Source organism: Geomonas edaphica, assembly GCF_004917075.1.
GTDB lineage: Bacteria > Desulfobacterota > Desulfuromonadia > Geobacterales > Geobacteraceae > Geomonas > Geomonas edaphica.
The window spans coordinates 306,520-327,795 of sequence record NZ_SSYB01000004.1; the positions used below are offsets into that span (position 1 = coordinate 306,520).

Annotated in this window: 12 protein-coding genes; all 12 read left to right on the plus strand. The window is 62.2% G+C overall.

Going from position 1 to position 21,276, the window contains the following annotated elements; genetic code table 11:
* The 12 genes from E8K79_RS12125 (at position 1) to E8K79_RS12180 (ending at position 21,202) form a co-directional block, all read left to right on the plus strand.
* Positions 1-714 carry a nucleotidyltransferase family protein gene (locus E8K79_RS12125; RefSeq protein ID WP_136514970.1) on the plus strand — a complete coding sequence of 238 codons (714 nt, stop codon included), beginning with the start codon at positions 1-3 and terminating at the stop codon, positions 712-714.
* On the plus strand, positions 711-1,832 hold the full coding sequence (locus E8K79_RS12130; protein ID WP_136514971.1) for a GHMP family kinase ATP-binding protein: 1,122 nt from the start codon (positions 711-713) through the stop codon (positions 1,830-1,832). Before E8K79_RS12125 ends, E8K79_RS12130 begins: the two co-directional genes overlap by 4 nt.
* Positions 1,813-2,652 (plus strand): transketolase, encoded by an 840-nt coding sequence (locus E8K79_RS12135; protein ID WP_136514972.1) that lies wholly within the window; start codon positions 1,813-1,815, stop codon positions 2,650-2,652. Before E8K79_RS12130 ends, E8K79_RS12135 begins: the two co-directional genes overlap by 20 nt.
* Entirely contained in the window at positions 2,649-3,566 is a 918-nt protein-coding gene (locus E8K79_RS12140; RefSeq protein ID WP_136514973.1) for a transketolase family protein, read from the plus strand. Before E8K79_RS12135 ends, E8K79_RS12140 begins: the two co-directional genes overlap by 4 nt.
* A gap of 5 nt (positions 3,567-3,571) precedes the next feature.
* Positions 3,572-4,561 carry an NAD-dependent epimerase/dehydratase family protein gene (locus E8K79_RS12145; RefSeq protein ID WP_136514974.1) on the plus strand — a complete coding sequence of 330 codons (990 nt, stop codon included), beginning with the start codon at positions 3,572-3,574 and terminating at the stop codon, positions 4,559-4,561.
* A 1-nt stretch (position 4,562) separates the two neighbouring features.
* Complete coding sequence (locus E8K79_RS12150; RefSeq protein WP_136514975.1) at positions 4,563-5,534, plus strand: aldo/keto reductase; 972 nt, start codon at positions 4,563-4,565, stop codon at positions 5,532-5,534.
* 79 nt (positions 5,535-5,613) lie between these two features.
* Positions 5,614-6,567 (plus strand): class I SAM-dependent methyltransferase, encoded by a 954-nt coding sequence (locus E8K79_RS12155; protein ID WP_162604656.1) that lies wholly within the window; start codon positions 5,614-5,616, stop codon positions 6,565-6,567.
* Positions 6,568-6,580: 13 nt separating this feature from the next.
* Positions 6,581-7,090 carry a dTDP-4-dehydrorhamnose 3,5-epimerase family protein gene (locus E8K79_RS12160; protein WP_136514977.1) on the plus strand — a complete coding sequence of 170 codons (510 nt, stop codon included), beginning with the start codon at positions 6,581-6,583 and terminating at the stop codon, positions 7,088-7,090.
* Between the two features lie 30 nt (positions 7,091-7,120).
* The gene (locus E8K79_RS21285) at positions 7,121-9,004 is read left to right on the plus strand and encodes a methyltransferase domain-containing protein (protein ID WP_136514978.1); all 1,884 of its coding nucleotides are present in this window, start codon (positions 7,121-7,123) and stop codon (positions 9,002-9,004) included.
* Positions 9,005-9,166: 162 nt separating this feature from the next.
* The gene (locus E8K79_RS12170) at positions 9,167-9,922 is read left to right on the plus strand and encodes a DUF268 domain-containing protein (RefSeq protein ID WP_136514979.1); all 756 of its coding nucleotides are present in this window, start codon (positions 9,167-9,169) and stop codon (positions 9,920-9,922) included.
* A 271-nt stretch (positions 9,923-10,193) separates the two neighbouring features.
* A complete protein-coding gene (locus E8K79_RS12175) occupies positions 10,194-19,310 on the plus strand; it encodes a glycosyltransferase (RefSeq protein WP_136514980.1) in 9,117 nt (3,038 codons plus the stop codon).
* Positions 19,307-21,202: an O-linked N-acetylglucosamine transferase, SPINDLY family protein gene (locus tag E8K79_RS12180; RefSeq protein WP_136514981.1), complete on the plus strand. Its 1,896-nt coding sequence runs from the start codon at positions 19,307-19,309 to the stop codon at positions 21,200-21,202. The genes E8K79_RS12175 and E8K79_RS12180 overlap by 4 nt, the downstream gene beginning before the upstream one ends.
* Positions 21,203-21,276 lie beyond the last annotated feature (74 nt).

Here is a 21,276-nt window from a genome sequence, read left to right on the forward strand (position 1 = left end):
GTGGACCTTTGCGCGGCAATACTGGCAGGGGGACTCGGGACGCGGCTGCGCTCAGTGGTAAGCGACCGCCCCAAGGTGTTAGCCCAGGTGGCAGGGCAACCATTCCTGGCACACCTACTCGACCAACTCTATGAAGCCGGCGTGACAAGGGCAGTCCTTTGCACCGGCTATATGGCGGGAATGATCAGCGACGAGTTCGGCGACCGCTACCGCGGCATATCGCTCACGTATTCAGTCGAAACGTCGCCGCTCGGGACCGGCGGAGCCCTGGCCAACGCAGCACCCCTTCTATCCGGAGATATGCTCTTGGTCCTCAACGGTGATTCCTACTGCCACTGCCCTATCGAAGAATTCGCTATGCGACAGAAACAAAGTAAGGCCCCAGCCGGGATGGCGCTTGCTCGCGTTGAAGATGTCGGACGCTACGGTGCCGTCATCACCGGCTCCGACTTCTTGGTAAAAAGCTTCACAGAGAAGGGTGGGGATGGCGGCCCTGGGTGGATCAACGCCGGGATCTACCTTCTCCCGAGAACAGTGCTGGACGTGATCCCTCGGGGGCACAGTGTCTCACTAGAAAGAGAGATATTTCCCCGAATCGTAGCCCAAGGCTTATACGGCTACCGTTGTACTGGTCCATTTATCGACATTGGAATACCAGAGGATCTGGTGCGCAGCCAGACTCTCCTGGGGGACCGCATGAAAGGAGAGTTATGATAATCAGCAGGACGCCCTATCGCATCTCTTTTTTTGGAGGAGGTACCGATTACCCCGCCTGGTATCTGAAACATGGGGGAACGGTCCTGGCTACGGCTATTGATAAATACTGTTACCTCACCTGCCGCTATCTTCCCCCCTTCTTCGAGCATAAATACCGGGCCGTCTGGTCGAAGATCGAGAACTGCCAGCAGATTGCTGAGATCGAGCACCCGGCGATCCGCGAGATCCTCCGCTTTATGAAAATGAGCCGTGGCGTCGAGATTCATCACGTCGGAGATCTTCCCGCCCGCAGCGGTATGGGGTCGAGCTCCACTTTCACCGTGGGGCTGTTGCACGCGCTCTACGCACTACGAGGGTACATGCCGACCAAGCACCAGCTCGCGATGGAAAGCATCGAAATAGAGCAGGAGTTGATCAAGGAAACCGTTGGGTCGCAGGACCAGGTTTTAGCCGCATACGGCGGATTCAACCAGCTGATCTTCCACAGAAATGGAGAGATCTCCGTCCGTCCCGTGGTGCTAACCTCGGACAGGGTGCAGGAGCTGAACTCCCACCTGATGCTGTTCTATTCCGGGATCAAAAGGACAGCGGCGGACGTCGCCAGCACGTACGTGAACGACCTGGATGACAAGAAGAGGCAGCTCCGCATAATGAAAGACCTCGTGGACGAGGGAATCTCACTGCTTAATAGCTCGCAGGACATCAAGGGCTTCGGCGATCTGCTGCATGAGTCGTGGCAGGCAAAACGGAGCCTCAGTGCAAGCATCTCCAACGAGCATGTCGATCTCATCTATGAGAAGGCGCGCAAAGCAGGTGCCATCGGCGGGAAGATAGCCGGAGCGGGAGGCGGCGGATTCATGCTGCTGTTCGCGCCCCCCGAGCGCCACCAGAAGATCAAGAGCGCACTGGGCAACATGATCAACGTCCCGTTCAAATTCGACTTCACCGGGAGCCAGATCATCTACTATCAACTAGAAGAGGACTACTCGGGCATCGAACAGGAACGAGAGAAGCAGGTCATCGATACCGCCAGGGAGTTGAGCAGCCTCACCCCCATCAGCAAAACGACCAGCAAAAAAAAGGACACGCCAACATATGTACGCGACTGCGCTTGATGAAAGGGCCAGAACGATAAGGGCCACCACCATCCAGATGGCCCACGACGGGAGGGAGGGGCACTTAAACGGCGCTCTTAGCTGCGTCGAGCTGCTTCTATGCCTATTTGACGGCTGGCTCAGGATACCGCGGGAACAGGAGAAAGCGCCGGAGCGGGACCGTTTCATTTTCAGCAAGGGGCATGCCTGTGCGTCACTCTACGCGGTGCTGGCGGAAAGGGGATACTTCCCGGTTTCCTGGCTCGATCGGTACGCGACAGATGACTCGCCGCTGCCGAGCCACCCCTGCATACACGCCCTCCCCCTGCTTGACTGCTCCGCCGGGAGCCTGGGACATGGGCTCGGCATGGCCACCGGCAAGGCGTACGGGCTGCGCCTGGACGGCAACAGTTCAAGGACCGTCGCCCTAATCAGCGACGGGGAATGCAACGAAGGGAGCACCTGGGAGTCGGCGACGTTTGCCGCGAGCCACAAGTTGGACAACCTGCTTCTGATCGTAGACAACAACGGCGTGCAGTCGGTTGGGCGCTCGGATGATCTCATGGGGGGCACCTCCCTGGAAGAAAAGTTCACCTCCTTCGGCTGGGCAGCACGCACGGTCGAGGGGAACACCACTGCAGCAGTGAAAATGGCGCTCTCCGAGGTTCCCTTTGTAAAGGGGAAACCATCGGTGATCGTCGCAAAGACCACCGCGGGCGCCGGAGTGAGCTTCATGCAGGACCAGGTACTCTGGCACTACCGCGTCCCCTCCGATGACGACCTTCAAAGGGCACTCCAGGAACTGGGGGCAACCCCTCTGCACAAAAGGAGCAACCCGTGAGAAAGGCATTTTCAGAGACCCTGACCCGCCTGGCGGCAGCCGACCCGCGCATCGCCTTTGTGACCGGCGACCTCGGTTTTCAGGTCTTCGACGAGTTCGAAAACAGCTTCCCGGGACGTTATATAAACGCAGGCGTCGCCGAAGCACAGATGATATACACCGCCGCAGGCATGGCAAGCGAGGGGTGGAAGACGGTGGCCTATTCCATCGCCTCCTTCGCAACGGCCCGCCCGTTCGAGCAGATACGCTACTGCGTCGCCTACCCAAACCTGCCGGTGATCCTGGTGGGTGCGGGACGCGGTTACCTCTACTCCACCAGCGGGGTCTCCCATCACGCAGCCGACGACCTGGCGCTTATGAGCGCACTCCCCAACATGACCGTGGTCGCCCCCGGCGACCCATGCGAGATAGAGCAGCTTCTGCCGCAACTTTTCGCCTTGAACGGCCCCGCCTACTGCACAGTCGGGCGGTTCGGAGAGCCGTCGTACCTGGCAGAAGAACCGGCCGTCCTCGGTAAGGCGAGGCTCCTGAGAAAAGGGGAAAAGGTGGCGATAATCGGTACCGGCGAGATCGCGAACGAGATCCTGAAGGCCTATGATGTCCTCACCGCCGAAGGGATCACCCCCTTTGTCTATCAGATGCACACGGTGAAGCCACTGGACACCGCCACGCTCGGCGAGCTCTCGCAGAAGGTGGAGACACTCATCGTCGTCGAGGAGCACGTGCCCTACGGGGGGATGTGGTCCGCGGTGGCCGACTGGGGCGTGCGGGAGGGACTCCCGTGCCGGCTTTTGCGGCTTGGCCCACCCGACAGCTTCGCCCTCGGAAACCTTAAACAGAACGAACTGCGCAAGCGCTGGAAATTCGATGCAACGGCCATCGCCGACGCATGCCGTACCGCTTGGAGGAGATGACCACGATGTACAGAAAAATACTGGTAACAGGCGGCACCGCCGTAGCCGGCAGCGCCCTCAAATCCATACATACCTCTGAGTATCCCGACCGAGATTTCGTCTTCATCGGGTCGAGAGATTGCAACCTGCTCGACAGCGGGGCGACGCTTGATTTCATCAGACAGGTCAAACCGGACGCCATAATCCACTTTGCCGCCATCAGCGGCGGCATTGGGCTCAGCATAAAGCACCCGGCCAGCATATTGCGCGACAACGTGTTGTTGAACTTCAACGTTATTGAGGCAGCCCGGCTGTACGGGGTGAAAAAGACGGTGATGACCCTCACTACCGGCATGTACCCCCCCGATGCGCCGCTCCCGCTGAAGGAATCCTGCATCCATGACGGCCCTCCCCACGGCTCCAACTACGGCTCCTCGTTCGCGAAAAGACTGGTGGAGCCGATGGTCAGGGCATACCGGGAGGAGTACGGCATGAACGTCATCGGCCTGGTGCCCAACGGCATCTTCGGGGAAAACGACAATTTCAACGAGGACGACGCGCCCATGGTTCCGACCCTGATCCGCCGCTTCTACGAGAACCGCGATACGGACGCGCCTATCACGCTCTGGGGCGACGGCTCACCGTTGCGTGAGTACACCTACGCCAAGGATGTCGCCCGCGCGTTCATGTGGTGCCTCGACAACTACGACGAGGACAGTATCCTCCACACCGGCACCACAGAGGAACTCTCAGTCAAAGACATGGCGCTTTTGATCGCCGAGTTTACCGGCGTGGATAGTTCCAGGATCGTCTTCGACACCAGTAAGTCCAACGGCATTTACCGCAAGAACAGTGACAACTCCCGGTTTGTCTCCCTCTCTGGCTTCCGCTATACCCCTTTCAAGGATGGGCTCAGGGAAACGGTCCGCTGGTTCAGAGAAACCATGGAGTCGGCTCCCCACCTGATCCGGACCGCCGCCAAGTCCACCGCCCTCAAGGGCGCCCCCCGAGGGTAGCATGAGGTACCGGCAACTCGGGAGGACCGGACTAGAAGTCTCCGAGATCGGCTTTGGCACCTGGGGGCTGGGGGGTAACTCCTATGGACCGGTGGACGACGCGGTCTCCGTCGATGCTCTACGCTACGCTTACGAACGGGGCATCACTTTCTTCGACACCTCCGACCTCTACGGAAACGGGCACAGCGAGGACATCCTCGGGTGCGCTCTCAAAAGGGTGCGCGACAAAGTCGTGATCTGCTCGAAGGTGGGGCTTCTCCCGCACAGCGGATTTGAGATGCCGTGCGACTTCTCTCCTGAGCACATCCGGACGGGGCTCGCCGCGAGCCTCAGGAGGTTGCAGACCGACTACCTCGACCTCTACCTGCTGCACAGCCCCACTTTGCAGGCACTCAGAGACGACGGAAGGATTGTCGAGACCATGGAGGAGTTGAAGAGGCAGGGCCAGATAAGAGCCTATGGCATCTCGGCCCGCTCGCCTGCCGATGCCTATCTCTCCTACAAGGAATTCGGGCTTCGGGCCATGCAGGTCAACTTCAACCTGATCGACCAGCGGGTGATTGATGATGGCCTGCTCTCATTGGCCGGGGAAGAAGGGATCGGCCTCGTCGCGCGTACCCCTTTTTGCTTCGGGTATCTTACTGGCAAGTTGACCGGTGAAGAGTCTTTTGCCGGCATCGACCACCGCGCCAACTGGCCGAAAGGGCAGTTGAAGCGTTGGGCATCGGCCCCGGGGCTCTTCTCCTTCCTGACCGAAGGAACGGGACGCACCCCGGCCCAAGCCGCCCTTCGCTACTGCCTGGATCATCCCGAGGTCTCCACGGTCATCCCGGGGATGATGAGCCGGGGCGAGATCGACGAGAACATCGCCGCGACGGAGCTTCCCCCGCTGAGCGAAGATGAAATGGAACGGGTGCGCACGGTCTACAACAGCACGAGTTTTTACGATCCCAAAGCAAAAGAGGGGCTGTAGCCACCACAGGTCCCGGCAGAGAGCCAGGCGCCACAAATCCGGGTCATCTTTCGGGAACAGCCGCAAACGGAGCATAGCAATGGAGAAAACATCCCCCCCGGAGACGTTTAGCATCATGAACGTCGATGACTTCGCGAAACTCTTCGGCACGTCCTCCTCGGAGGTGCTTGAATGCTGCAGCGAAGAACTTGCCAGCCTCGACCCGCACTACCGCGTCCTCGCGGGGGACGAGCGTGACCAGGTACTCCTGCAGGTGCTTGCCAAGATTGACGACCCGGGAACCCCGGAGTCCGGCACGAGCCGCCTCCCCGATTGGGAACGGGGGTGGGGGGAAAACCTCGACGAGTTCGTCCGGTCGGGGTATGACATCGAGAAGCTGGTACCCAAGTACTTCAAGAAGAACGTGCCGGCACGCTTCATGGGGGAGTACATCCTCCCGATCGATCCCCAGTTCGTGCTTGTCTGCACCAGGATGTTCCGCCGCTGGATCTTCGGCCGTTACCTCGCGCCGTACGACACCATCTACGAGTTCGGCTGCGGTCCCGCCACCCACCTGGCCTTTCTCGCGCAAAACTACCCTGGCAAGAAGCTCGTGGGGCTGGACTGGGCCCGCCCTTCCCAAGAGATCATCTCACTTTTGGCGCAGCACCGCGGCTGGGACATCGAGGGGAGGCACTTTGACTTCTTCCATCCCGACCCGACGCTAAGGCTCGCGCCCCGAAGCGCCGTTTACACCTTCGGGGCACTCGAACAGGTAGGGGGGCGGCACGGTGAGTTCCTCGACTTTCTGCTCAGGGAGAAGCCGGCCATCTGCGTCAACGTCGAGTGCCTCTGCGAGTACTACGACGCATCCAGGCTTTCTGATTACCTCGCCCTGCGCTACCACAGAAGAAAGAAGTACCTGGACGGATACCTGACAAGGCTCAAGGAGCTGGAAGCTCGGGGACGGATCGAGATCCTCGCCAGTCACCACCAGCGCTTCGGGAACATGTACGACGACTCCAACTCCTACGTCGTCTGGCGACCGCTCTAACACCGGAGGATTTATGCAGATACAGGCCAGCAAGCTAGAAGGGGTGCTTCAGATAACCCCCCCCACCATCTTCGAGGACTTCCGCGGCCATTACGTCGAGACCTACAACAGGGACCTCTACAAGGCGCACGGCATCACTGCAGATTTCGTCCAGGATGACATCTCGGTCTCAACCAGGCATGTGCTGCGTGGGATCCACGGCGACGCTGTGACCTGGAAGCTCATCTCCTGCCTGATCGGCAAGTTCTACATGGTGGTAATCAACTGGGACGAGGCTTCCCCTCAGTATCGCCAGTGGGACTCGTTCGTCCTCTCCGAGCACAACAGGAAGCAGGTGCTGATCCCCCCCAAACACGGCCTTGGCCACTTGGTTTTGAGCGATCAGGCCATCTTCCACTACAAGCAATCGACTTACTACGACCGTCCCGGCCAGTTCACCCTGCTCTGGAACGCACCCGAGCTCGGCCTCTGGTGGCCCGTCCAGGACCCCATCCTCTCACGGCGCGACCTGGGGCTCGAGTAGCACCGGCGCCGCGGCACCATAGGAGACCAAATGCGCATCCTCCACATTCCACTCGAGTTCATGACCTGGCGTGACGCGAGCCACTTCCCCTACTCGAGCAACCTCGCCTTCGAGGAGGGATTCGCCGCCAATGACCTCGAATTCGTCACCATCCCCGCCTGCTTCAAGACCCCCGCGCTCTGGCTTGACCACGCCCGGTCCCTCTGCGCCAGATTGAGCTTCGATCAGATCTGGCTGGAGGCCGTCCACACCAGCTATCCTGATGACGTGCTTGAGTGGCTGAGGGAGGTCGCTCCGGTCAGGATCGGCATCATGTGGGAAAGCTGCGCGATGGATCCCCTAGAACTCATCGGCAATCCCGAAGGGGCGCGAAACCGCGAGCGCAATATCGCCCGCAACATGGAATGTCTCACCCACCTGCTGGTGGTCGACGAGAAGGACGAGGAGCACTACAACGCGGCCGGCAGGGTGCAGGCGAAGTGGATATGGGATGCGGGGTTCATACCGGGCCGCTTCGCGAGTGGTCCCGCCCCTTCGAAGCCGATCCGCCCCGAAGCGCTCTTCTACGGTGCCCTCTACGGCGAGAGGAAGCAGTGGCTCGAGCACCCCCGGCTGCGGGGACTGCTGCTGCGCCCAGAGACCTCGCTCGAGTACGGCACGGACATCCCGCGTCTTTGGGACGAACTGCACCTGGTGACGCTGACCATGGTCGAACGTGGGGAGCAGCCCGGGAAGATATACGACAACTACATGAGGCAGATCAGGGAACTCCGCCGGCGTGGGTTCGACCTCTGGCTCGAGGGGCTCCGTGACGGCATCGCGGTGGTCAACCTGCCGCAGTTCGGCAAGGCGTACGCAAGCCGGGTCATAGAGGGGATGGCGGCAGGACGGCCGGTGGTGACCTACCGGATGCCCGACCGCCCAAGAACCATGGCTCTTTTCGAGCCGGAGCGGGAGATTCTGCTTTACGACAGGGACTCCCCCGAGGAACTGGCCGAAATCCTCATGCGCCTCAGGCGGGAACCTGGTTTCGGCGAGGCGGTGGCGGAGGCGGCCAGACGGCGCATCCGGGAGCGGCACACGACCGAGGAACTGGTCTCCCAGGTGCTAAAGTGGACGAAAGGAGCACCCGCCGCCACCCGACCGCAGGTCCGACCAGGAAGCGAGACGGCCACCCCGTCGCAGCGGCCGGGGGGGAGCGCCCACCTTCCGCTCGAAGAAATTCACGACTTCAACCAGCGCAGCCGCGACCGGTGGGTGAGCGAGAAGGCCACTTCAGTCCCGGCCGGCTCCCTGGTGCTCGACGTCGGGGCCGGCACCTGCCCCTACCGTCCCCTTTTCTCACACTGCAGTTATAAGACTCATGACTTCAAGGGGTACACGGGGGAGAAGCTCGGAGGCACCTGCGAGTACGGCCAGATCGACTACGTCTCCGAGATCACCGAGCTGCCGATTGCGGACCAGACTTTCGACGTGTTGCTCTGCACGGAGGTCCTGGAGCACGTCCCCGACCCCGCAGGTGCGCTCAGGGAGATGCAGCGGGTGCTAAAGCCAGGAGGAAGGTTGTTGCTGACCGCTCCGCTCGGCTCGGGGCTCCACCAGCTCCCCTACCACTACTACGGCGGCTTCTCCCCGGCCTGGTATCAGTATTACGCCGAAAAGTTCGGGCTAAGGGTCGTCGAGATTACCCCCAACGGCGGGTTCTACCGCCTGTTAGCCCAAGAGTGCGTGCGGGCCGGACACTTCATCTCCCAGCAATTCCCGGCGGCTGAGATTCCGGGCAACTTGATCCAACTGCTCGTGGAGGAGCTGCCGCGCCTGCTGTTTGGCTATGAAGACAGGCACTTCATCGACCAGTTCACCGTGGGATACCACGTGGAGCTGGTCAAAGATGCGGAGGTAAGCGCCCGCTGACGCGAACGGCGCCTCGGTACAGTTATTGCGATAAAAAATGCCGGCAGGCCGCCGGCGGTGGCGCCAAGTCAAAGAAATGACAGCCCCGACACATCAACTCTGCTACTTTCCCTCTTGAGGCCGAGATGGGGCAGGCAGAGTCCGCCCGCAAGGGAGTCAATAATGAGCAACGTTTCGCAAGGGCCCATCTCCACGGAGGAGTTCGAATATCAGTTCAGGCAGCTTGGGGAACAGTCCGGGGAGCACCCGCGACTGCCGCTCTTGCCGCAGGACATCCAGCCGATGCTGGAGGACCGCACAGCGAGCTTAGAATTTGACGGGCACTACGTCTACCATATCGCATGGGCCGCCGAGGTGCTCGGCAAGCAGCGCCCGGCCCATCATGTCGACATAGGCTCTTACCATTACTTCTCGCTGGTGCTGTCAGGCTTCGTACCGACCACCTTCCTCGACTACCGCCCGATGGAGCTCAAGGGTCTCGAGAACTACCGCTCCGGAGCCGCCGATCTCAAGCGACTGGACATCCCCTCCAACTCGGTGGCCAGCCTTTCCTGCATGCACACCATTGAGCACATAGGCCTCGGCCGCTACGGCGATGAACTGGACTATGACGGCGACCTGAAAGCGGCCAGCGAACTTAAACGGGTGCTGGCGCATGGAGGGGACCTGCTGATTGCGGTCCCGGTGGGGCGGCCGCGCATCAAGTTCAACGCCCACCGCATCTACAGCACGCGGCACGTGCTAGAGATGTTTTCCGGGCTTGAGCTGCGCGACTTCAGCCTGATCCCGGACGACTTCCTGGGGAAGGGGCTGATCCGCCAGTGCTCGCCGGCCATGGCGGACCGCCAAGAATACGCCTGCGGCTGCTTCTGGTTCCGTAAACCCTTGCGAGATGGCGACTATTCTTCAATGTCATAGCAGCCCATCGCCTCCCCCTCAGAAATCATCCGGCATCTGGTAGCCCGGCTTGTAATGACCAGGCCGGGCTACCTCGACATAAGGGCCGATCACGCGAGCCGTCTGAACGAAACCGCCTGATCGAACAATCCGGATGCTGCGGTGCTGGTCAAGCCTGCTCTAGACCTGCACGAAAAGCTAAAGGAGGCAAGGCCGGACGGCATCTGCCCAGGCCCGAGGACTATAAGTTCAAAAAACCAACGGCCGCCCGGTGACCTCGTCAAGGAGCAATATGTTAGTAATCATCTTCAGCAAAGACCGTCCCCTGCAGCTCGAGGCAACGCTGCGCTCCCTTTCCGCCCGCTGCAGGGAGTTCGACCGGCTGGACGTGCGAGTAATTTTCAAGTCTACCTCGGAGCTTTTCGATGCCGGGTATCGGGTGCTGCAGCAAGGAGGGTTCCGGAACGTCGCCTGGATAGCGGAGAGGGACTTCCGCGGCGAGGTCATCTCTTTACTCGAGCAGGGAGAGTACGTCCTCTGGCTGGTGGACGACAATATCTTCGTCCGGGACTTCTCCATTGAGCCAATCGTTGCCGCTCTCGCCTCCACCCCTTCGGCCCTAGGCTTCTCGCTCCGGCTTGGAGAAAACACCACCTACTGCTACTCACTCGACAAAGCACAGCGACTTCCGGAGTTTTCTGAGCCGCAGGAGGGGATCTGCCTCTACGACTGGAGGGAAGCCGAGCATGATTTCGGCTACCCACTGGAGGTTTCGAGCTCCGTCTACCGGACCAGCGACATCCTCCCGTTCCTCCGGTCATTCCCTTTTTCCGGCCCGAACGCGCTCGAGTCCCGCATGGCCGAGCGGACCGCCCATTTCCGCGCCAGCCACCCTCACCTCTTCTGCTTCAAGAGGTCAGTCACATTCTGCAATCCCGTGAATAAGGTCCAATCGATCTGCGCCGACAACCGCGCCGGCAGCAAAGACGAGTTGTCTGCCGAGCAACTGGCGCAACGCTTCCTGACCGGCTACCGCATCGACAGCGAATGCTTCCACGGTTTCGTCCCGAACGCCTGCCACCAGGAAAAGGAGCTTACGTTCGTGCAAAAGGAGCTTCCGGTCGAGCGTCCGCTGGTTTCGGTCATTATCCCGTGCTACAAACAGGCGCACTTTCTGGAGGAGGCGGTGGCGAGCGTGCTGGCCCAGTCCTATTCGAACTGGGAGTGCCTGATCGTAAACGACGGTAGCCCCGACAACACCTCGGAGGTGGCGCGTGCTCTAATCGCAAAGAATCCCGGGCGGCGTATTTACCTTCTCGAGAAAGAAAACGGCGGTCTCGCCAGTGCCAGAAACCACGGGATCGCCAACGCCAAGGGGATGTATATACTGCCGCTTGACTCGGACGACCTCCTGCACCCGGATATGCTCTCCAAGACGGTCGATTTTCTGGAAGAGCACCCGGAGACCTCGATCGTCTACACCGATCTCGTCCACTTCGGGGCCGTCAACAAATTGGTGGAAGCGGGTGAATACGACTTCGCGAACCTACGCTACTGGAACCAGCTCAATTACTGTTCCCTCTACCGCCGCACCGTCTGGGAGGCGGTGGGTGGATACAACACCAACATGACATGGGGGTACGAAGACTGGGATTTCTGGATTGGCTGCGGAGAGAGGGGGTTCTACGGCCGCCACCTTCCCGAACCGCTACTCCGCTACCGAGTGAAAGAGAGCAGCATGTTCACACAAGCGCTGGAGCACGACGCCGAACTCAAGGCGCAGATCGTAATGAACCACCCGCGTCTCTATAGCGAGAACGAGAGGAAATGGGCTGAAGGCGAGCTCCGTTCTAAGCGCGCGAAATCACCCTTGGTCTCGGTCATCGTACCGACGCACAACCGGCCGGATATGCTCAAGGAGGCAATCCAGAGCATACTCGACCAGACCATGAAGGACTTCGAGGTGATCGTCGTGAACGACGCGGGAGAAGACGTCTCGCACCTCGTCGCCGGGTTCGGCTCCCCGCGCATCACTTGCCTCACCCACGACAGGAACCGAGGGCTCGCTGCTGCGCGTAACACAGGGATCAAGGCCGCCCGCGGCAAGTACATCGCTTATCTCGACGACGACGACATCTTCTACCCCGACCACCTGGAGACCCTCTTATCCCACCTGGAAGCTAGCGACTGCCGGATCGCCTACAGCGATTCCCTGCAGGCGACACAGGAACTGATCGACGGGTCTTACCGTGTGGTCAAGAGGGACCTCGTCTATTCCCAAGACTTCGACTACGACCTGATCCTTGTGAGGAACTTCATCCCGGTACTCTGCTTCATGCACGAGCGCTCCATAATGGACGAGGTGGGGTTCTTCGACGAGGAGCTCACCTCCCATGAGGACTGGGACCTCTGGGTCCGCATCTCGCGGCGCTGCCGTATGGACCACATCGCCAAGGTCACCAGCGAGTACCGGTGGCGGGAAGACGGCAGCACCGCGACCAGCAGCAAGCAGGACGACTACTATCGCACGGCGAGGCTGCTTTATGAAAAGACCAGGCGGAGCATGGAACTCCCCCAGCAGATCATCAACAGGCAGGAGACGCAGCTGAGAATCAGGCGCTACGACCTGCAGGGCTTCCATCCCGACGTGCTCTGCTCCATCATCATGCCCGTGTGCAACAAGGTGGAATGCACCAGGCTGTGCATAGAGACTCTCTACGCAAACACCCCACACGAGGTCTTCGAGCTGATCATAATCGACGACGCCTCGGAGGACGGCACCGCTGAATACCTGGCGACCCTGAAAGGGCCCAAGGTGAAAATAATCTCCAACCACCGGAACGTAGGGTACACAGCCGCGTGCAACCAAGGCGCGGCCGAGGCAAGAGGAGAGTTTCTGGTATTTCTTAACGGCGCCGAACCTGGAAAAGGATGGCTGCACCACCTGGTACTTATGGCCGGGCACGACCTGCGTATCGGCGCCGTCGGTCCGAAGCTCCTCTCCTCCGACGGCCGACTTGACGAGGCGGGGGGGCTCATTTTCAGCGACGGCAGCATCCGTTCCATCGGCAAAGGCGAGGACCCCAAGGATCCAAGGTTTAACTCCCCTAGCGTGGTCGACTACTGCACTGATGCCTGCCTCATGGTCCGCCGCGACCTATTCAGGGAAGCCGGCGGTTTCGACGAGCGCTACGCCGCTACCTGCTACGATGCTGCCGACCTCTGCTTGGCAATCGCCAAACTCGGCTACTACGTGGTCTACTCACCGCAGTCCGAAGTGATCCACCACGAGCAGGCAAGCGCCGGGTTCAACCCGGTGAACGGAGCGGATAAGCCGTGCTCAGTCGACAGAGAGAAATTCGTGGAGAAATGGAGCATGGTGCTGAAGGGAAAGGCGGCCCGTCCCGAAGTCCCGGGCCAACCCGCCGTGGCGCCGCCTGAGGTGACCATCGTGATCCCGGTGTTCAACGGCGCCGAGCTCACCGAAAACTGCCTGCGCGCCATCACTGCGAACACGCCCAAAGGCATGTACCAGGTGGTAATCGTCGACAACGGCTCAAAGGACGGGACGGCGGCGCTGCTAAAGAGACTCCGCGCGCCGGAGATCACCGTGATCAGCAACGCCGAGAACCTCGGGTTTGCGAAGGCATGCAACCAGGGGGCTCAGGCGGCCGGGGGCGAGTTCATCCTCTTTCTCAACAACGACACGCTGCCGCACCCCGGATGGCTTGAGCAGCTTGTCGCGATGGCACGGGCGGAAGCGACAATCGGCATCGTCGGCAGCAAGCTCCTTTACCCCGACGACAGCGTCCAGCATGCCGGTGTGGTGGTCGGGCTGCGCGACGGTGAGCCCTACCCCTACCATGTGCACCTGTGCGAGCCGTCTGACAGCCCGCTCGTCAACGTCCCGCGCGAATACCAGATGGTCACCGGCGCGTGCCTCATGATCAGAAGCGGGCTCTTTCGGCGGTTGGGCGGGTTCGACGAGGCCTACGTGAACGGCCACGAGGATCTGGATCTCTGCATGAAGGCGAGAGAGGCGGGCGCCAAGGTGATGTACTGCCCGTCCAGCGTGGTCACGCACCTCGAGTCCCGCACCAAGCGGCTCATCGGCCTGGAACAGTTCCACTACGAGAAAGGTGTCGACAACGAGGAGGGGCGCGGCAGGCGGCGCTTCCTGGATCGGTGGCGGGAAAAGCTGCAGATCGATGGCGGCGTGCTAGCCGGAGCGGGCGAGCGCGCCCCCGTCCCCCCTGCCGCCCACGGTCTCAGCATCCTTTTCACCATGTACGGCTGGAACGAGACCGGCGGCGGCACGACCTTCCCGAGATCGGTGGCGCTGGAGCTGGCCCGGCAGGGGCACCGCGTCACCGTCTTCTACGCTTCCCTTGCCACCGACCCCACCCGGCCGGAATACGCGCTGGAGAGTTCCATGGAGGAAGGGGTCCGTCTCTTCGCCCTTTACAACCGGCCGGCGCGCTTCACCGACCCCGACCACCCGGAGCGCGAGATGCTCGACGAGGGGGTGCTCCAGGCCTTCCGCCAGGTGCTCAAGGAGAGCGCTCCAGACGTGGTGCATTTCCACAACTTCCACGGCCTCACTCTCGCGATGGCGCAGGAGACGCGCCGCGCCGGCATCCCGAGCGCCTACACACCGCACAACTACCACATGATCGATCCCGACCTCTACCTTTTCAACAGCGACCTCTCGCTCTGGAACGGGACCGACCTGATCGCGAACTCTGAGGCTGTGGCGCGCAACCCGGAAAAGGCACCGCAATACCGTTTGCGGAGTGAGACCGCGCGGCGCCTGCTCAACGAGTGGGTCGACGTCACCCTGGCGGTATCGACGCGTCAGAAGGAGCTACTCGTCGACTTCGGTGCCTCGCCCGAAAGAATCGCGGTGGTGCACCAGGCAAGCCGCTCCACCGATCTCCTGTGGCAGGACCCGTCGCTCGCCCCCCTCGGCGCGAGAATGCTCGAAAAGCCGCTGCGCTTTGGCTTCATCGGCGGGGTCATGCCGCACAAAGGGGTGCACATGCTGGTCGGGGCGGCTCAGCTCTTCCAACCCGGCGAGGCGGAATTCCACGTGTACGGCTTCGTCTCCCAGGGGTACCTGGAGGAGCTACAGGCGCTCGACCGGCGCGGCATGGTCGTCTTTCACGGCGCATACGGTGAAGCGGATCTCCCCGCCATCGCCGCCGGAATCGACGTCGCCGTGGTGCCGAGCGTTTGGGAGGACTGCGCGCCTCTCGTCCTTCTGGAACTCATGGCTCTCAGGCTCCCGATCATCGGGGCGAAGATCGGCGGCATACCTGATTTCGTCGAAGAAGGGGTGAACGGCTTTTTGTACCGGTACGACTCTCTGGCGGAGCTCGTCGCATGTCTTAAGCGCTGCGCCGCCGACCCCACCCTGATTGCCGAAATGCGGGGACGGCTCGCCTCCCCCCACTCATTCAACCGCTACGTGGAGCACCTCCAGGAGATCTACCGCTTGTTGCGGGAACAAAAGCCGCTCCTTTTGCCGGAGCTGGAGCTTCGCGTCCGGCTCGGAGCAAAGCAGGCCCCCGCCCCCCTTCCCGCCGTGGTGTGGGAGGGGTCGCAATTCGTCGGGCACTCCCTCGCGCTGGTGAACCGGGAGCTCTGCCTGCAGCTGATCGGGGACGGCTACCCGCTGAGCATCATCCCATACGAGGAGGACGAGTTCGGGGCCGAGGCCGATCCACGCTTTCATCTGCTCGCCGAAGCCACTAGGCGCCCGCTCCCCACGGCACCGGCGGTGCACGTGCGGCATCAGTGGCCACCCGATTTCACCCCGCCTCCCAAGGGCCGCTGGGTCATGATTCAGCCGTGGGAGTTCGGCAGCCTTCCGGTCCGGTGGGTAGAGGTGATGAACGAGAAGGTCGACGAGGTGTGGGTTCCCTCCTCCTACGTGCGCGACTGTTACCTGCGCAGCGGCATTCGGCCGGAGCGGGTCTTCACCGTACCTAACGGCGTCAACACCGCGCTTTTCAACCCGGAAGTTACCCCAATCCCCCTCAAGACGCGTAAGAGGTTCAAGTTCCTCTTCGTCGGCGGGACCATCGCGCGCAAGGGGATCGACATCCTGCTCCAGGCTTACTCCGCCGCCTTCACCAGCAGCGACGACGTCTGCCTGGTCATCAAGGACATGGGAGGGGGGTCCTTCTACCAGGGGCGCACCGCGCAGGAGCTGATAGCGCGCTACCGGCAAAACCCGGAGCTCCCCGAGGTCGAGTACCTGGACCGGTTCCTCCCGGACCGCGAGCTTGCCGGGCTTTACACCGCCTGCGACTGCCTGGTCCACCCGTACCGCGGCGAGGGGTTCGGGCTCCCCATGGCTGAGGCGATGGCCTGCGGCCTCCCCGCGATCGTGACCGGTTATGGCGCCGCCCTCGATTTCTGCTCCGATGAGACGGCGTACCTGATACCGGCGCACGAAGTAAAGCTGCCAATGAAACAGGTGGGGGAACTGGAAACGGTGGATTATCCCTGGCTCGCAGAGCCCGATGCCACAGCCCTCACCGACCTCATGCGGCACGTGGCAAAGCATCCAGATGAGGCGCGGCAAAGAGGAAGGGCGGCGGCCCAGCACATCGCCCGGAACTTCACCTGGGAGAAGGCAGCCGCTTACGTACGTGCGCGGCTGGCGGCCCTAAGCGAAGAAAGCGCAGAAAAGCTGCCTTGCCACGAGGAGGTCCCGGTGCACGCGGAGGAGCCCCTCTGCTCCATCGTCATCGCGGCAGCCGGAACCCTGGAAGGTTTGGAGCGCTGCCTCGATAGCATCGCGTGGCACACGCCGCAAGCGCACGAGGTGCTCCTGGTCCATGACGGCACACAGGATCTCGCCCACCTAGAGCAGCTCGCCAGGCACGGAGGCGGCCGCCTGGTGGACGGCAGCTCCCGGACCGGTGACTCCGACCTGTACAACGCAGGCCTTGCGCAGTCGCGTGGCGACGTGATCGTGCTGATGGAGCAAAGCGTGCTGGTGACTCCCGGGTGGCTTGCCTACATGCTCGCCTGCCTGGACCTGGAAGACGGCGCCGGCATCGTCGGGCCAATGGGAGACGGCGCGACAGGTCTGCAAAAAGCCCAGGGTCCCGGGGACGAGATCGAGGCAGCGCTGGAAGAATTCGCCCGTTCCTTCGCGGCACGACACGCCCGGCGCCGCATGTCGGCCCAGGCCGTCGACCCATTCTGTTTCCTCTTGACCCGCAAGACGCTCGAGGCCGTGGGAGAACTGGACGCCCGGCTGAAGCGTGGCGACCGAGGCGAGGACCTCTGCCTGCGCGCCGCCCTGGCCGGCTTCGGCTGCGTGATCGCAGGAGATGTCTTCCTCCACCACACGCCTTGCACGGTGGCTAAAACTCCTGAAACCGGGCAACTCTCCTTGCGCGAGAAATGGACGCTTGGCGGGTTGGACGAAGCACTGGCAAAGCGAGTGGCCTGCCGCCAGGCGCTCTATCGGGCGCAGGAGCTCGCCAGGCAGGGGAGGCTTCAGGAAGCGGTCGATCTCTTCTTGCAGCAGGGGATCGCCCTAGCACCGGGCGAACCGGTGCCGTACCTCTTTCTCGCCGAGGCGCTCCTCGACGCGGGGAGTTTCCAAAACGCCCTCGATGTGCTGGGGCAGGTCCCAAAAGGTCAGGAGTTGCAGCGCCTGTACCTCAGTTGGCGCTGCCGCATGGCGCTGGGACAGGAGCGGGAGGCTCTGGCACTGGCCAACGAGGTCGCGGGGCTTGCACCTAAGAGCGCGGTCTCCCTTTACCTGCAGGGAAAAGCGGCGGCCGCCAGGGGAGACGCAAAAAACGCGGAGGCGCTGTTTCGTAGCTCCTGCCAGGCGGACCCGGGTTTCGCCCCCCCTTGGGTTGATCTCGCCATCATGCATCGGGAACGGGGTGAGCGTCGCGAGGCGCTCGATCTTGCCGAAAAGGGTTTTGTCCTTGCTCCGCTGCAGCTCTCAACCCTTGCTCTGTTCCACAGCCTGGCCGAGGAAATGGAAGCCCTGCCGCGCGAGGAAGAAAGGGTGCGCGAGGCGTGCCTTATCTACCCTGAACACAAGGGTCTCTCTTTCGGACTGGTCGAGGTGCTGATCCGGCAGGGACACTACCTGCAGGCGATGGACGAGATCGAGCGTGCGGCGGTCGGTTTCGGCCTCGACGACGCGGGGCTCGACGCGGCGCTAGAAATCAGAAGGCTCGCAGGACCGGCCTTTTCCGAGTCACCCTGCCGCGCCGCCGTTTCCGTCTGCATCATCGTGAAGGATGAGAGGCGGCATCTCGCCGCGGCCCTGGCTTCAGTAAAGCCGCTCGCCGCCGAACTGGTTGTCGTCGACACCGGTTCCACCGATCGAAGCGACGATCTGGCTCGTCTGTTCGGGGCACGCGTTTTCTCCTTCCCATGGACCGGCGACTTCTCCGAGGCGCGCAACTTCTCACTCTCCAAGGCGAGCGGGGATTGGGTCCTGGTGCTGGACGCGGACGAGGTATTGGCGGCACGCGACCTGCCACTACTGAAGGAGCTACTCTCCCGTGCGGGTTCTGCCGCCTTCTCGGTCACCACCAGAAACTACACCACCGAAGTGACCCGGAAGAACTGGACGGCGAACGCAGGGGAATACCCGGCAGAGGAGCGGGGGCTCGGCTGGACCCCGAGCCGCAAGGTGCGGCTCTTCCCCAACGACGCACGGGTCCGTTTCCAGGGGGCCGTGCACGAGCTGGTGGAAGGCTCGCTCGCCCGCTGCGGCATCCCGGTCTTATCCTGTGCTATCCCGGTGCACCATTACGGAAAGCTCGACAACGTCAAGTGCGCCGAGAAGCAGGAGCACTATTACCTCCTGGGGATGAAGAAACTGTCCGAGGGGGGCGCCACCGTCGAGGCGCTCACCGAACTGGCGATCCAGGCCACCGAGCTCGAGCGTTTTGTCGAGGCGGAGGAACTTTGGCGCAGGGTGCTCGAACTCACCCCGGAAGCGGCGGAGCCGTACTTCAACCTCGGATACCTGCACCTACGCCTCGCCAATTACGGGAAGGCCCGCGACTACGCCCTGAAGGGGGTGCAGCTCGCACCCGACATGAAGGAAGCCGCGTTCAACCTCGCCAAGAGCGAGCTCTTCCTTGGGAATACGGAGCGCGCGTCAGCACTCTCCGACGACATGCTGCTCAGATGGCCCGAGTATCCTCCTGCACTCTCCCTGCTCTGCGTCTGCCGGCTCCTAGCTGGCGAGACGGGCGAGTCGGAGGCGATCGCGCGCAGGCTGGCACAAATGGGGTATGACTGCGTCGACTTTCTGACAGAATACGCGGTGGGGCTTGCCCGGGGTGAGCGCGGGGATCTTGCCGTCCCGGTGCAGGAACTGGCGGAGCGGTTGGAGAAAAGGACTTCGGCGATATGACGGACGCCACTAAGACAACTTCCGCCGCCATCGACGCAAAGGCTTACCTAGACTGGGGAAACGAACGTTACACCGCCGGAGATGTGCAAGGCGCCGTCGCATGCTACCGTGCCGCCCTGCGGCTAACCTCTGACCTCGCGCCGGCGCACTACAACCTCGGGTGCGCCTTGCAACGGCTCTCGGGGCCGGCTGATGCCTTACCGCATTTCGAGTGCGCGGCGAGGCTTGAGCCTGAGTGGAGCGACGCGCACGGCATGTACGGTTTGGCCCTCGCGCGGTCGGGACGCATGGCCGAAGCAGCCGAGGAACTGCGAAGGGCAAGTGCACTTGCGCCGGACCGGGCTGACTACCAAAACGACCTCGGTCTCGCGCTGAACGCCCTCGGACACGGCGAAGAGGCCCATGCCGCCTTCAAGGAGGCGATCCGCCTCGACCCGCTATCCCCCGGCCCACACACGAACATCGCCGTGCTGCTGGAGCGTTTCGGCCACGTCGCGGCCGCCATCCGCTCCTGCCTGGAGGCGCTCAGGCTGCAACCGGATTTACCCGAGGCGCACCACAACCTTGGTACGGCGCTCAAGGCGCAGGGAAGGCACGCGGAGGCGATAGCCCAGCACCGCGAAGCGCTCCGCTTGAGGCCGGGTTATGAAGATGCACTAAGCAGCCTCCTGTTCACCCTGCTTTACCCAGCACACATCAGGGAAGAGGCCATTTTCGCCGAACATGCAACCTTCGGCGCCGCACACCGCTTTGCGCCCCCGCCACACGAAAACGCCCCGACAAACGGTCGGATCCTGAAGCTTGGGTACGTTTCTGCCGATTTCAGGGAACACGCCGTAGCGCGCTTCATCGAGCCGGTGTTGAAAAACCACGACCGGACGCGTTTCCAGGTCTTTTGCTATGCGAACGTCACCGTTCCGGACGGCAGGAGCGCTCGGATCGCCACCCTGTGCGACCGCTTCGTCAGCATCGCGGGGCTTTCCGACGCGCAGGCCTTCGAGCTTATACGCCGAGACGGGATCGACATCCTCATCGACCTCTCAGGGCACTCGGCGGGAAACCGCCTGACCCTCTTCGCGCACAAGCCCGCTCCGGTGCAGATGACCTGGATCGGCTACCCCTTTTCCACCGGACTTGCCGCCATCGATTACCGCATCACCGACGCCATCTGTGATCCACCCGGGGCGACCGAACGCTTTCACACCGAGGAACTGCTGCGACTTCCCGGTCCTTTCTCCTGCTTCACCCCACCCAAGGAGGCACCCGAGGTCGCCGAACTGCCGGCGCTTGCGGCACGGCACGTCACCTTCGGCTCCTTCAACAACCCGGCGAAGATCACCCCGGAAACGGTGGCGCTCTGGTCGGAGGTGCTGCGCGCCGTCCCGGACGCGCGCCTTTTGCTGAAGGGTTATTCCCTCGCCTGCGCCGAAACGAGCCGGCGCTTCATGGACGCCTTCGCCGCGCACGGGATCGACAGGGGCAGGGTGACTCTCACCGGTAACACCCCCTCCTACCGCGATCACCTGGCCCTTTACGGGGAGGTCGACATCGCACTAGACACCTTCCCCTACAACGGCACCACGACCACCTGTGAAGCGCTCTGGATGGGGGTGCCCGTAGTTACCCTCTCTGGGGGGGTACACCGCGCTCGGGTCGGGGCCTCGCTCCTTACCGCGGTGGGGCTCCCTGAACTGGTGGCCGGTGACGCCTGCCGCTTTGTGGAAATCACCCGGACGCTGGCCTCGGACCTGCCGCGACTCGCCTCTATCAGAAAGACGCTCCGCGACCGGATGGCCGCCTCCCCTCTCACCGACGGGGCCGGTTTCACCCGTACCCTCGAACAGGCTCTGGTATCAGCGTGGGATAAGTGGTGTCGCGGAGAGCGCGCGTAAGGAGAAGGCACTGCCGGGGGAGTATAGGCCGGTGCAGGCAGGCAGCAGCCATGATGACGATGAGATTATCGGGC